Source organism: Sphingomonas molluscorum, from assembly GCF_039522995.1.
Classification (GTDB): Bacteria; Pseudomonadota; Alphaproteobacteria; order Sphingomonadales; family Sphingomonadaceae; genus Sphingomonas; species Sphingomonas molluscorum.
On the sequence record NZ_BAAAEL010000004.1, the window covers coordinates 97,503 to 112,007 of the forward strand.

General features: G+C 66.2%; 6 protein-coding genes. 2 read left to right on the plus strand and 4 right to left on the minus strand.

Going from position 1 to position 14,505, the window contains the following annotated elements:
- Positions 1–22: 22 nt before the first annotated feature.
- From ABDZ92_RS07675 to ABDZ92_RS07685, 3 genes are all read right to left on the minus strand, one after another.
- Positions 23–4,759: a BapA/Bap/LapF family large adhesin gene (locus tag ABDZ92_RS07675; RefSeq protein ID WP_343762244.1), complete on the minus strand. Its 4,737-nt coding sequence runs from the start codon at positions 4,757–4,759 to the stop codon at positions 23–25.
- Between the two features lie 253 nt (positions 4,760–5,012).
- Entirely contained in the window at positions 5,013–6,809 is a 1,797-nt protein-coding gene (locus ABDZ92_RS07680) for a PAS domain-containing protein (protein WP_125962331.1), read from the minus strand.
- A 508-nt stretch (positions 6,810–7,317) separates the two neighbouring features.
- Positions 7,318–8,937 carry a DUF5597 domain-containing protein gene (locus tag ABDZ92_RS07685; protein WP_125962332.1) on the minus strand — a complete coding sequence of 540 codons (1,620 nt, stop codon included), beginning with the start codon at positions 8,935–8,937 and terminating at the stop codon, positions 7,318–7,320.
- Positions 8,938–9,131: 194 nt separating this feature from the next.
- Between ABDZ92_RS07685 and ABDZ92_RS07690 the strand changes: the two genes are divergently transcribed.
- Complete coding sequence (locus ABDZ92_RS07690; RefSeq protein WP_125962333.1) at positions 9,132–10,796, plus strand: alpha-L-fucosidase; 1,665 nt, start codon at positions 9,132–9,134, stop codon at positions 10,794–10,796.
- A gap of 259 nt (positions 10,797–11,055) precedes the next feature.
- Positions 11,056–11,406: a hypothetical protein gene (locus ABDZ92_RS07695; protein ID WP_125962334.1), complete on the plus strand. Its 351-nt coding sequence runs from the start codon at positions 11,056–11,058 to the stop codon at positions 11,404–11,406.
- A 219-nt stretch (positions 11,407–11,625) separates the two neighbouring features.
- Here ABDZ92_RS07695 and ABDZ92_RS07700 read toward each other — a convergent pair whose 3' ends face one another.
- Complete coding sequence (locus ABDZ92_RS07700; RefSeq protein WP_125962335.1) at positions 11,626–14,496, minus strand: glycoside hydrolase family 31 protein; 2,871 nt, start codon at positions 14,494–14,496, stop codon at positions 11,626–11,628.
- Between the last annotated feature and the right edge of the window lie 9 nt (positions 14,497–14,505).

Sequence of the window (14,505 nt, forward strand, 5' to 3'; positions counted from 1 at the left end):
GCTTCCTTGCGATGCCCCTTGATCAGACGTGAGACGCGGCATTCGCCCACGGATCGTGCAAGGGGCTCTCGACCAGGATGACGGGTTCGATCTCGACGGCCACTTCCGTCTCGACATGAGGACCGTCCGCAGCGTCCGGAGTTACCGACGGGTCGGTCTCCTGATCCGCCACAGGCTCGACCTCCAGCACGTCCTCGAACGCCGGCAGAGTGATCCCGTCCGCATCCGGGCCGACGAGCACCGGCTGCGCGTCCGCGCCCTCAGCATAGCCAGGCAGGTGGTCCAACCCGGCCAGGACGACGGTGTCCCCATCGAGCGCCGGCAGGGTGGCATCCTGCATGGCCGGATCCTCCGCCGGAAGCGGCATTCCTGCCGGGTCCGACGGTAGCCTGGCTTCGTGCCCGCCATCGGTGGAAAGGGACAGCGCGGCCAGCCCATCCAGCGCCGTCACCTCGACATCCAGGTCCAGCAGCGCGACTTCGTCCGGCTGGACAGTGTCCGCCACCAGTACTCCGCCCGTGGCCTCCCCGATCGTGATCACCAGTTCGGCCGTGATCGTCTCGCCGTTGGGGTGCACGAGCTGATAGGTGAACCGGTCGGTCTGGTCGATGCCGGCATCATCCACGAGCGGGGTGTAGGTGAAATCCCCGTCTGCCTCGATGAGCAGCACGCCGTGGTCGCCGACGACACGCTGGCCGCCGTATCCCGGTGCCACGAAGTCGCCCTCGGCCCGCTCGATCCGCAGGATGGTGTTCTGCGACCCCAGCACGTCGCTGCCCGCGCCTTCGTCGCCGGTGAGCACGTTGCCGCTCGTCGCCACGACGCCCGTGGCCTCCAACTCGCCCGGATAGGTCGTCACGCGCGTGGCAGTGCCCGTGACGTTCGTCCCCAAGCCCAGTCCATCGACCGACACGCGTACCCGGTAGTTCCCGGGCCCGAGGTCCTCGGCTTCCGCCCGGATGCCGCCGCCGGTGAGGCCGAGCAACTCGATCGGCGAACCGCCGGTCGCACTCCGCACGTCCACCCACTGCGTGCCCTCCAGGCGCTGAAGCACGAAGGTCGTCTCGCCGAGCAAGTTCGCACCCGAATTCGAGACCACGTCGAGGGTGAAGTCCTCGGTCGTGTTGGGTGCGACGTCGAACCGGTACGTGTCGGATACCCTCCCCAACGTGATGAGCCCGGTGATTTCGATCGCGTCGGAAACCGTTCGGGGATCATCGACCCGCGGCCCCAGCACGATGCCGGCCTCGGCCGTGTCACCGACCGCCACCACCGCCGTGCCGGGCGCTTCGAAGTCCGTCGCGTCCCAGATGATGTCCGCGTCCGGGCTGTCGAGGCGGACATTCAGCGTCGCTTGTGACGGACCGTCCGGCCCGAGCAGCTGGTAACTGAAGCTGTCGACCTGGCCGATGGCACTCGCCTCCACGTCCGCATTCGGCGTGTAGGTGAAGCTACCGTTGGGATTGATCAGCAGCGTCCCGAATTCACCTGTGACCTCCCTGGGTTCCGTGACGGAGACATAGACGCCCTCGTCGAGCACCTGCAGCACTGCTCCGTCGTTCGGGCCGCGCTCGTCCGCAGGTCCGGCTTCCGACGCGTCGAACACGTTGCCGGTGATCGCCAGAGCGGACACGACCTCGAAGTTCGTCAGACTGGTGTCCTCCAGACCCGCCTGGAGATTGATCGTGGTGCCCACGCCCAGCGTACCGCCGCCCCCATAGGTGAGGCGGTAGTTGCCGGCCTGCAGATCGTCGGCAGTGACGGTGAAGCCGCGTCCTGCAACGGTAAGCAGATCAAGCAGCCCGCCTTGCGAGGCGTCCCCGATCCGCACCCAGCCGGCATCCGTCTGCACTTCCAGCACCGCCGTCGCGTTGGGCAGCACCCCAGCCAGGCCGCCGACCGTGATGTCGAAGGTCGCATCGGTCACCGCACCTGACGACACCTCGAACACGAAGGTATCGGAGAAGGTGCCCACGTTCAGCAGCACGGATGTGCTGTCGGAAGCGGTACGCGTCGTAACGGCCGCCGCGATGTCGATCTGCGCCGTGACGATGTCGTCGTAAGCGACGACGTCTGCGTCGGCGTCGGCGTCGGCGTCGGCGTCGGCGTCGGCATCCGCGTCAGCGTCAGCATCCGCATCAGCGTCAGCGTCGGCGTCAGCGTCCGCATCTGCGTCGGCGTCCGCATCAGCATCGGCGTCAGCATCGGCGTCCGCATCCGCGTCCGCATCGGCATCGGCATCGGCATCGGCATCGGCATCGGCATCGGCATCGGCGTCAGCATCCGCATCGGCGTCAGCATCGGCATCGGCATCGGCATCGGCGTCAGCGTCCGCATCCGCATCCGCATCAGCGTCGGCGTCGGCGTCCGCATCTGCGTCAGCGTCAGCGTCAGCGTCGGCGTCGGCGTCGGCGTCGGCATCCGCGTCAGCGTCGGCATCCGCGTCAGCGTCAGCATCAGCGTCGGCGTCGGCGTCCGCATCGGCATCAGCGTCGGCGTCCGCATCAGCGTCGGCGTCCGCATCAGCATCGGCGTCAGCATCGGCGTCGGCGTCAGCATCAGCGTCGGCGTCAGAATCAGCGTCGGCATCTGCATCGGCGTCAGCGTCAGCGTCAGCGTCAGCGTCAGCATCAGCGTCGGCGTCGGCGTCGGCGTCCGCATCGGCATCGGCGTCAGCATCGGCATCCGCGTCCGCATCAGCGTCAGCGTCCGCATCGGCATCGGCATCGGCGTCAGCGTCGGCGTCTGCATCGGCATCCGCATCGGCATCGGCATCAGCGTCGGCGTCCGCATCCGCGTCAGCATCCGCATCGGCATCGGCATCGGCATCGGCGTCAGCATCCGCATCCGCATCCGCATCCGCATCGGCGTCAGCATCAGCGTCAGCGTCCGCATCCGCGTCAGCATCCGCATCGGCATCGGCATCGGCATCGGCGTCAGCATCCGCATCCGCATCCGCATCCGCATCCGCATCCGCATCCGCATCGGCGTCAGCATCAGCGTCAGCGTCAGCGTCCGCATCGGCGTCGGCATCGGCATCGGCGTCAGCATCCGCATCCGCATCCGCATCCGCATCCGCATCCGCATCCGCATCGGCGTCAGCATCAGCGTCAGCGTCAGCGTCCGCATCGGCGTCGGCATCGGCGTCAGCGTCGGCGTCCGCGTCGGCGTCGGCGTCCGCATCTGCATCCGCATCCGCGTCAGCATCAGCGTCGGCGTCAGCATCAGCGTCGGCGTCCGCATCGGCATCGGCGTCAGCATCGGCGTCGGCGTCAGCGTCGGCGTCGGCGTCGGCGTCAGCATCAGCGTCGGCGTCAGAATCAGCGTCGGCGTCAGCATCGGCATCGGCATCAGCGTCCGCATCGGCATCGGCGTCAGCGTCGGCATCTGCATCAGCGTCGGCGTCAGCGTCCGCATCGGCGTCAGCGTCGGCGTCAGCGTCCGCATCGGCATCCGCATCCGCATCCGCGTCAGCATCAGCGTCGGCGTCAGCATCAGCGTCGGCGTCAGCATCAGCGTCGGCGTCAGAATCAGCGTCGGCGTCAGCGTCGGCGTCGGCGTCCGCATCCGCGTCAGCATCCGCATCGGCATCGGCATCGGCATCGGCGTCAGCATCCGCATCCGCATCCGCATCCGCATCCGCGTCAGCATCAGCGTCGGCGTCAGCATCGGCGTCCGCATCAGCGTCAGCGTCCGCATCGGCATCGGCGTCAGCGTCGGCGTCGGCGTCAGCGTCCGCATCCGCATCCGCATCCGCATCCGCATCCGCGTCGGCGTCAGCATCAGCGTCAGAATCAGCGTCGGCGTCAGCGTCGGCGTCCGCATCCGCGTCGGCGTCAGCATCAGCGTCGGCATCGGCATCAGCGTCCGCATCGGCATCAGCGTCGGCGTCCGCATCAGCGTCGGCATCAGCGTCGGCGTCAGCGTCAGCGTCCGCATCTGCGTCGGCGTCCGCATCGGCGTCCGCATCAGCATCGGCGTCCGCGTCCGCATCCGCGTCGGCATCGGCATCGGCATCGGCATCGGCGTCCGCATCCGCATCCGCATCCGCATCCGCATCCGCATCCGCATCCGCATCCGCGTCGGCGTCAGCATCCGCGTCAGCGTCTGCGTCCGCATCCGCATCCGCATCCGCGTCCGCGTCCGCATCAGCATCTGCATCAGCGTCGGCGTCGGCGTCCGCATCGGCGTCGGCATCCGCATCCGCGTCAGCGTCCGCGTCAGCGTCCGCGTCCGCGTCAGCGTCCGCGTCAGCGTCCGCATCCGCATCCGCATCAGCGTCGGCATCCGCATCCGCATCTGCGTCGGAGTCCTCGGACTCATCGCCGGTGATAGCCCCGCCGACCAGGCCGCCTGCAAAACCCGCAGCGATACCCGCGAGGGGGCCGGCGAAGGCGCCCAGGCCGCTGGCCGCGCCAGCACCTACCGCGCCGCCGACCAACTGGTCGCCTGCGGCGACTTCGATGAAGCTGAACTCGGTGCTGCCTACCGGCGCGCGCGCGAGCCAGACGCGGCCGTCGCTGCCCTGCAGCAGCAGGTCCTTGGGCGCGCTATCCGCACCCGGCGTGTAGAAATTCTCGACCCGCGCGGCGCCGCCGTCCTGCAGGCGAACCACCAGCGCATCGCCCTCGCGCGCGAAGCCCGCGACCTCGGCGGGCGTATAAGGGAGCTTTACGACGTCCGTCGTTCCCGGAGTGAAGTTGGTCGTGCCAGCAGGGGTGGCATCGGCAGCGACATTGTCACTCGTCTGTGGGCTCACGGCGCATCATCTCCCTCTTGGTCCCGGAAGTCTCGCCATCCGACGATCTCCGGTCACGTCCTTCGACGGCTCACGCCGCCTGCGGAGACAACGCCCTGTCTTGCCCGGACTTGCGTTCGGGAAAGTCGCGTCTCCGGACATCTATGTATTTGAGGGAAAAGGCCGATCCTATTGGACCAAGCCCCTAAGTGACTACGTAGAACCGCACGCCGGCATTTACTTTCTGGAAACCAGTTTCACCTGCCATGGCCGCTCAGGCCAGGCCGGCCGAGGCGGCCAGCGCCATCGCTTCGGACATGGTACCGACCTGCAGCTTGTCCTTGATGTTGGCCCGATGCACCTCGATGGTGCGGGGGCTGAGCCCGAGTTCCTTGGCGATCAGCTTGCTGCTCAACCCGGTGAGAAGCCGGCTGAGCACCTCTCGCTCGCGTGGTGACAATGCAGCGAGCCGCTCGCGCGCGGACTGTGCACCGGGAGCGCTGGCTTCCTCCCGCTCGGTCACGGCGTGAAGCGCCTCCCGCACCGCCCGCAGGAGCTGCTCCTCCCCGCCCCCGGTTCCGGGCAGCACATCGAAGGCGCCCATCTTCATCAGGGAGCGGACCTCCTGAGCATTGCCGTGCTCGGGCGTGAGGGCGATGATTCGGAACGACCGGCGCCGGTTCCCCAGAGCGCCCAGGATCCGCCCCAGGCTGTTGGGAGCGCTGGGAACGCTAAACAGGATGCAGCCCGCCTGGAGAGCAGTGGCGATCTTCACGAACTGCTCGATCGTCTCGAACGTGCGGGGCTTGTAGCCGCGCCGCCAGAAACGGCCGGCCAGGCGCGCCTCCTCACCCGGCTCCAGGCCGACCAGGTAGATCTGCTGATGGTCCTGCGCATCGATACGCTCGGCGATGCCGCCGACGCTGCGGATGCTGCCTTCCCGATCGGGTACCGCGAACAGCGTTTCCCGTATCTTGCGGATCTGCCCGTCGCCGCCGACCACGCGATATTCCTCGCAGATCAGTTCGCCTGCCTGCAGGCGCGGCAGGAAATCGATCTGGCGGTCCCGGTCGTCGGGATGGACCGTCTCCAGCCAGTCGTTCCAGCTCCGGAGCTGGGAAGCCGTCTGTTCTCCCCAAAGATGCGTGGTGTCGCCGGCCAGATACTCGATCTGCTGGGTTTCGAGATCGACGATCCAGAGCACATTGTGGCTGGAATGTGCGAAGGTTTCGAACAACTCCTCCTTCGAGTGGATCGACTCCATGGCGAGATGCCAATCGTGCACATCGGTCGCGGCACTGTACCAGCCCTCGATCTCGCCGTCTGCGTCCAGCACGGGTTCGGACCGCACCAGCACCCAGCGAAACTGGCCGTCGTTCCGCCGCAGCCGGTGACGGCTTTCGAAGGTCGTGCGCCGGGAGAGCGCCTTCTCGAAGCGCAGGCGGATCGCCTGCACGTCGTCCTGGTGGACGATGGATGGCCAATCGTCTCCGATGGTGGTCGGATCGACGCCGAGGAAGTCGATCATCCGCTGGTTCGCCCAGGCAACGTGGTTCGGAACCCGCGTTACCCAGAGCATCTCGGGCACAAGGGCGCTGAACCGCTCCAGTTCCTTCGCCTGACGCACGGCTTCGCGCTCTGCCAGGACCAGCTTGGTCGTCTCCCACGCGGTGACGAGAACGCCGCCCACCTCATCGTTGGCGTAGCGCACCGGCGAAACGGAGAAGGTCCACCAGCCCTTTTGTGGGCCGCTGCCCCGATCTAGCTCCAGCGGCAGGTTCTCGTGAAAGCTCGCCTCGCCGCGCATCGCTGCGTTGACGATCCCGCTGACCTCGTCCCAGGCCTCCGCCCAGATTTCTCGATAGGGGCGCCCTAGCGCATCGGGCTTCTTGCCCAAGATGACCGTGTAGGCGTCGTTGAAGAAGGTAACGAAGTCGTCGCCCCACAGGAGGCTTTGCGGAAAGGCAGAGTCGAGGATCAGGCCCAGCGTCGTGGTAAGTTCCAGTGGCCACTGCGGCCGCGGCCCCAAAACGGTCGATGACCAATCCTTTCCGCGGATGCGGGCCGCCATCAGGCTATTGCCGAGCTGCAGTGGGGCCTCCCTGAATCATCATCCGTCTCCCTGTTTTCGACCAATGCTCGCAGGCGGCAAGAATATGTCAATATCGGTCGAAGCGTCAGGCGCGGGAACGGGACTTAGGACTCTCAGCTACACCGAGCTGAAATAAGTTAACCGTTTAGGACAATGGAACGTCCGCTCTGCGATCGGAATAGCGTCGACGAGACTGCACCAAAACGGATGGTATACGTTTTACCCGCGATGCCGCGCGTGGATGAAATCCCTAGATGCTGCTTTTAATGTAGCTTCGACGTGTCTCACCGCTGGCGAGCACTGTCGCTAATCCGGCCTGCAGCATCGAGTAAGCGCCCCGCCGGGGGCAACGGGAAGTGCTCCGGGCGGTGTTCGCTGGCACCGCCAGACCGCGGAGCTTGAACGTCGTTCGGTCTACGCGGACGGCATGACCGTCGCGATCGCCGTCAAGGACGAACGCGTCTCCATCCCCTCTTTGCCTGCCGCACTATCGCTTCGGATAGCTGGCAAGCTTCACCCGCAGCAATTGCGGAGCGGCGGTGAAGTTCAGCCCCCAATCCGCCTGATCGCCGTTCCACACGCGCTCGAATACCCATCGGCCATGCTCGTCATAATGGCCTTGCTCGATGCGATCGTAGATCAGATTGGCGGCGCGCTTGTCCGCCAGATCAAAGTCGACCCGCGCACGAAAGCCCGTAACCAGATACTCGTTCGGCGCGAGTTCGGCGATCGCGACCCCGCCGGAAGGATCGGGATTGCCCTTGGGCGGCGCCATGCCGAAGTCGGGGCGACCGAAGGTGGCGGTGGCGACATATTTCCCGAGCTGCATCACCTGCTTGTGCTCGTCGGCCGGGTCATTGGGTTCGGCCGCGCCCCAGGTCTTGCGATCCAAGGCGAGCCTTGCCCACAGCCGCGCGATGGGTCGGAACAGGGCGAGATGCGCAGCGAACGGCGCGATGGCCTCGTCGTTCAGCTTGGCCGTCAGCGGCAGCGTGGAAAGATACCGGTTGCCGTCCACGCCGAACGGCGCCCAGCCGATCGCGCCCCGCCCGATCGCCTCGAAGAAGTAACGGGCATACTCCTTGCCGTGGCCGGTTTCCGGCACGAAAAGCGGATTGTCCGGCCGGTCATACGCATCGAGGAAACCCCGATAGGCTTTGTGATCGGGGTTGTAGATGTCGGGCGCCAGCGCATCGAGGTGCGGGGCCGCGGCCTTGTACACGTCGATCACCGTGTTGGCCGGTCCGCCGCTCGCGTAGCTTTTCGGCTCCTGATAGGTGAACGGATCGCCGGGAAGCGCCGCGTTGACATACATGGGGATCGGCTTGACCGCCTTCCCTGCCGCCGCGACCTGGTCGATGTAGCGCGCGACGTGCCAGGCGTGGAAATACAGCTCGGCATCGCGGCCGAACACCGTGGCCCAGTCCCCCGGCCGCTTCTTCATCTGGCGTAGCAATGCGGCGGGCACGGGGCCGGCGAAGGCCGCGTTGGCTTCGGGCGAGTGATCGCGCGGCAGGCCATAGGAGCCGGGCTCGTTCTGCACCTGCACCATCACCACCGTATTCTGCGGATCGGCTTCTTTCAGGTGGCGGATGAAGGCCGCGAAGGCACGGCGATCGGCGGCGAGCGTCTCGCGCCCGAACGGCGACAGGGCATAATGGTTCGTGCCATCCGGCGCGCGCATCCGGGGGAAGCGCTTGTTGTCCAGCTTCACCCAGGCCGGTGTATACTGCGGGTTGGTGTTCTTCCACGTACCGAACCACAGCAGGACGAGGCGCAGGTTCCGCTCGCGTGCCTGTGCCAGCAACAGATCGAGATAGGAGAAGTCGAACACCCCCTCCTTGGCCTCGACCTGCTCCCAGGCGATCGGCACCTCTACCGTGTTGACGTGCAGCGCCTCCATAGTCGGCCAGACCTTTGCCATCGCGGAAGGCCACGCACTGGAGTTGTTCACCTGCGCCCCCAGGATCAGAAAGGGTGCGCCGTCGACGATCAACGCGTGGCGGCCGTCCCGCGTGACGATCCGCGGCACCGCGGTCTCCTGCGCCGCCGCGACCGGTGTCGAAAGCGTCGCTGCGGCTGCGATAGCCGTTCCGATGATCCTCATGCGCCTCCCCTTCGTGTTGCTGTCTCGCGGCGGTCGACCCGGCAAGAAGCCGTCGCGGGAAAACGGCTGGGACCACGCGCCTGGTGCAGCAGCAGCTTGATAGCGCTATCGCCTTGTCCGTCGCGCGTCCATACGCCAGGAACAGGAGCGGCGGAGCAGCCCCGGCGCATTACTCAGGCGACGAGCGTGCCGCGATGAACGATCTTTCGGAACGCCCGGTTCGTGCCGGCGCTTTCGAGGTGGGGGAGGACGAAGTGACCGAAGGACCATCGCGGCGTACCGTGATCGCTGCCGCGTTGGCGGCCCCTGCCCTGATCGCCGCGCGGGGCGAGCGGGTGCAGCCGAACTGGCCGTCGCTGGTGCAGCATTACCGGTACCCCCACTGGTTCCGCGACGCGAAGTTCGGCATCTGGTCGCACTGGGGGCCGCAGGCGGTGCCCGAGCAGGGCGATTGGTACGGCCGGTTCCTGTACATGCAGGGCCACCCGATGGCCGACTTCCACCGCAAGACCTATGGCCATCCAGCCGAGTTCGGGATGAAGGACCTGTTCCCGCGCTGGACCGCCGCAGCTTGGGAGCCGGAGGCGCTGATGCAGCGCTTCGTCCGGGCGGGGGCCAAGTATTTCGTGTCGCTCGCCTGCCATCACGACAACCTGGACTGTTTCGACAGCAGCCACCACGCGTGGAATGCAACCGCGATCGGGCCGAAGCGCGACGTGGTCGGCATCTGGGAACGTGCGGCGCGGCGGGCCGGGCTGCGGTTCGGCGTGTCGAACCACATCTCGCATGCATGGCATTGGTACCAGCCGGCCTATGGCTATGATCCGGTCGGCCCGCGCAAGGGCGAGCGCTACGACGCGTACCGGCTGACCAAGGCGGACGGACGCGGGCAATGGTGGGAAGGGCTGGACCCGCAGGAGCTCTACACCGGGCGCCATATGGTGGCACCCGACGGGATCGACAGCATCGCGGCAATGAACGCCTGGCATGACCAGCACGACGGCCAGTGGATCGAGACGGCACCCCCGCACGACCGCCGCTTCGTGCGGCAATGGCTGCTGCGCCAGCAGGAGCTGATCGAGAAGTACCGCCCGGATCTCTGCTACTTCGACAACTACGAGCTGCCGTTCGGCCAGACCGGGCTCGAGGCGGCGGCGCACTACTACAACCGCTCGCTCGAGTGGCACGGCAACATCGACGTGGTGCTGACCGCCAAGCAGTTGAAGCCCTATGCCCGGTTCGGCGTGGTGCAGGATGTCGAGCGCGGCTTTTCCGACCGGCTGTGGGACGAGCCGTGGCAGACCGACACGTGCATCGGCGACTGGTTCTACAACCGCAGCCGCTTCACCGACAAAAGCTACAAGAGCGCCGAGGACGTGGTGCAGCGGCTGGCCGACGTCGTGTCGAAGAACGGCAACCTGCTGCTTTCCGTGCCGCAGCGCGGGGACGGCAGCATCGACGCGGAGGAGGAACGGATCCTCGACGATCTCGCCGGCTGGATGGCGGTGAACGGCGAGGCGATCTTCGGCTCGCGGCCGTGGCGCGTGTATGGCGAAGGCCCGACGCAGCTTAGCGCAGGCATGCAGAACGAAGGCGCGTTCAAGGGCTTCGACGAGCGGGACGTGCGGTTCACGGTGAACAAGGGTGCGCTGTACGTGCTGTTCCTGAAGCGACCGAAGCGGCCGGTGACGATTGCGGCGTTGGGGCGCGGGCGGTGGAACGGACGGGTTGCGCGGGCGACGCTGCTGGGCGGTGGGCCGGTGGCGATGGCCCAGCGGGCGGAAGGGTTGACGCTGACCGTACCGCGGGGCGACGGGTTCGTCCCGGTGGTGAAGCTGGAGGGTGTGGGATTGGTTTGAGGTGGCGGCAGTCCTTCCACAAAGGGCGGAATGAGCGCAGCGGTAACCCCCATCCGGCCTTCCGCGGAGGCCGAAATCCATATGTGCAACGTTCGCTTCCACCACGACGTCGGGAGCTTATAGCTCTCCGCCTGCGGGTGATAACGACGTGGCGGCTTCCGTCCACTTGCGGCCGCTCGCTACTTGCGATGCCTTGTCCGATAGCCGCTGTTCGTTCAGCTTATCGTAGATGGCAACACGCTCATCCTCGGTCGGACTGATGATGCGCCTCACGGCAGCGTGTCTGCTCGTGGCAATCTCGCAGATCGGCGAGGCGGCAAACTCAGCTCAAAACGATTTAGTGGTAAGAGGGCGATTGAACAATCAGTCTTACGAGCACGTCGATGTTCCTGACGATATCCTCGGTCACGGCTGGATCACCGCACGCCTTCACGTGAGGCGTGTCCTAAAAGGCCGACTATTGCATTCACGTACTGTGCTGACGGTCAAGTATTTCGCTCACACCTACATGCGCGAGGATCGGGAATTCCGCTTCCATTTGCGTCCGACCGAGGATGGCACTTATGTCGTCTGCGCTCAGCTTCCCGGCGACGGCGTGCGCTGCAACTGAGCGCGTCCGCGTTCTGCTTATTCTCGTCCGTGAGCGGACGGACGGCAAACCACCCACTTGTGGACATTCCCCTCCTCCCCAGTTCTGCTGAGGAGGGGAACCTAGCGTAGCATGGTGGAGGGGAGGCCGCGGCGTGGCGCTCGTGGCTCTGCCCCTCCACCACCGCCTATGGTGGCGGTCCCCCTCCCCATCAAAGATGGGGAGGATTGGGTTGCCGGCTTACTTCCGCGGGATCGTGAGGGCGCGGCCGTTGTACGTCACCTGCGCGTCAAACGCGTCGGCGTCTGTCACCGGCTTGCCTTCGCTCACCCAGCGAACGCGGATCGTGCGGCTGGCGGGCATACCGGTCCAGCCCTTCCCCTCGCGTGCGCCGAGCGTCACCGCGCCGGTGCGCTCGTCGTAGCGGATCGGGATGCGGCTGAACGCGCCTTGCTTGTAGGCGGTGCTGGTGCCGTCGTCCTCGTAGAGCGAGAAGCTGCCGTTGGCGCCCGTGTACACCGTGATCGTCAGCGGGGCGCTACGATCCTGATCGGTATATTGCATCACCGGCCCCATCGGCACGATCGCACCGGCACGGACGAACAGCGGCATGCGCTCCGCCGGCGCCGCAACGGTCGCCGTCTGCCCGCCCCGATAGGTCTGGCCCGAAGAGAAATCGTACCAGATGCCCGTGCCGGGGAAATACACCTGCCGGCTGCGCGCCTTGTATTCGACCACGGGCGCGACAAGGAACGCGTCGCCGAAGAGATACTCGTCGGCGAGATCCCGCGCGACCTTGTCCTGCGGGAAGTCGGCTGCGAGCGCACGCATGATGCTGCCGTCCTTCATGTAGGTGTCGGCGCCCACCGTGTAGATATACGGCATCAGGCGGTAGCGAAGCCGGTCGTACCAGACCATCGACTGCCGCATCGGCGAGCCTTCCGGGCTGATCTCGTAAATCTCGCGATACGGGAACTCGCCATGGCTGCGGAACAGCGGGCTGAACGCGCCGAACTGGAACCACCGCAGGTTGAGTTCACGCCATTCGTCGAGATCCGCCGGCTTGGGCGTCTTGGTGGCGTAGCGATCCTCCAGCGCGAAGCCGCCGATGTCGTGAGTCCAGTTGGGGATGCCCGACATGGACGCATTCACGCCAGCGGAGATCTGCGCCTTGAGGTCGTACCAGCGGCTGGCGATATCGCCCGACCAGATCGCCGAACTGTAGCGCTGCAAGCCGCCGAAGCCCGAGCGGGTGAGCAGGAACGGGCGCACGTCCGGCTTGAACGAGGTCCAGCCGTCGTAGAACGCCTTTGCGTTCATCAGCGGGAAGCTGTTGAAATACTGCGTCGCCGGTCCGATCGCGTTCGGCCCCATCGTCTTGATGCGCTCTTCGATCGAGAGGTTCGAGTGCATGTCGGGCTCGCTGGCATCCGCCCACCAGGCGTCGGTGCCGAGCTTTGCCAGCCGCTCCTCGATCTGCTTCCAGAAGAGGCGGCGACCTTCGGGCGAATAGGGATCGTAGAAGGTGCTGGCATAGCCGGGGCCGACCCAGTCCTTGTTCCCCATTTCCAGGTTGCCCTTGTACACCGCACCGGCGGCCTCGAGCTCCTTGTAGGTGTCGGTGGTCGGATAGAATTTCGGCCAGACCGAGATCATGAAGCGCGCGTGGTCGGCGTGCACCGTGTCGATCATCTTCTTCGGATCGGCGAAGCGCGTCGCATCGAAGCGGTGGCTGCCCCAATCGTCGTCGCGCCAATAGCGCCAGTCGAGCACGATGTTGTCGAGCGGGATCTTGAGCTCGCGGTACTTGGCGACGACGCCGGTCACCTCGTCCTGGGTGTCGTACCGCTGGCGCGACTGCCAGAAGCCGTACGCCCACTTGGGCATCATCTCGGACTTGCCGGTCAGCTGGCGATAGCCGGCGATCGCGCCGTCGATGCTGCCGCCGGGGATGAACCAGTAATTCTTGGCCTGGCCCACTTCGCTGGTGAACCAGATCGAGTTGCGGTCCTGCACGGGCAGCGGGTCGCTGTGCAGCAGCGCCATGTAGCCGGCGTTGGGCTCCCATTCGATGCGGACGTTGGCGGCCTTGCCGGCGGTCATCGGCACGTCGAAATTCGCGTACCAAGGGTTCCAGTTCTGCCGCCAGCGGTTCAGCACTTCCTTGCCGTCGACGAAGACCTTGAAATAGCTCGATCCGTAGAGCTGGAAGCGGTGGGTGCCGGTGCTGGTCGGCATCACGTCGCCGGTCCAGATCACCGTCTGCTTCTGCACCGCGTTGCCCGCGGTGTTCTGCCCGCCGGTCGCCGCCTCGGTCTTTGCCTTGGCGGCCTCGGGCCAGTTCGCCTGGTCGCGGATGTACTGGTAGTTGATCGTCGCTTCCTGGCGGGTCACCACCGGCTTGCCGTCCAGGAAATACTCGGCCTTCCAGCCGGGCTTGCCGCCGGACGAGACCTTCATCCCCTCGCCCACGAACTGGTAGGGCTTGGGGTTGCCGAAGCGGGTGATCGAATTGTTGTCCCACAACAGGCCGTAGCCCTTTGTGGAGACCATGAACGGCACGCCGATGTCCATGTTGTGCTGCGCGAGTTCGACGTCCTCGCCCAGGTTGTCCATGTAGGCGTTCTGGTGCTGGCCGAGGCCATAGACACCCTCGTCGGTGCCGCGGTTGAACTGCTGCGACACGGTGACGAACGGCTTGCCGTCGGCAGTGGTGCGGGCGAAGGTGGTGGCGCCGGCCTCGTTCAGCAGCACGTTGCCGGCCGGATCGAGGAAGCGCACCTCGCCGGTCGCGAGCGCGATCTGCGCCGTCGACTTGGCGGCCGCGAGGGTGACGTAGCCCCCCTGCTCCTGGACCGTGAACTTGCCGGCGGCGGGCGGATTGGGCGCCATCAGGCTGGGTACCAGCGGACCGCTCGCCATGTCGCGCGGCGTGGCGACGACGTGGATGATGCCATCGCCATGCACCGTCACCTCGACGCGCGAGGACGGGCCGGACGCCGGTGTCACCGCCACGCCGCCGGCGATCTTCTGGAACGCGCCGCTCTGCGCCAGCGCGGGCGAGGCGATCGCGCTTCCGACCAACAGCGCCGAGACGAAAACCTTGTTCATAATCATAGC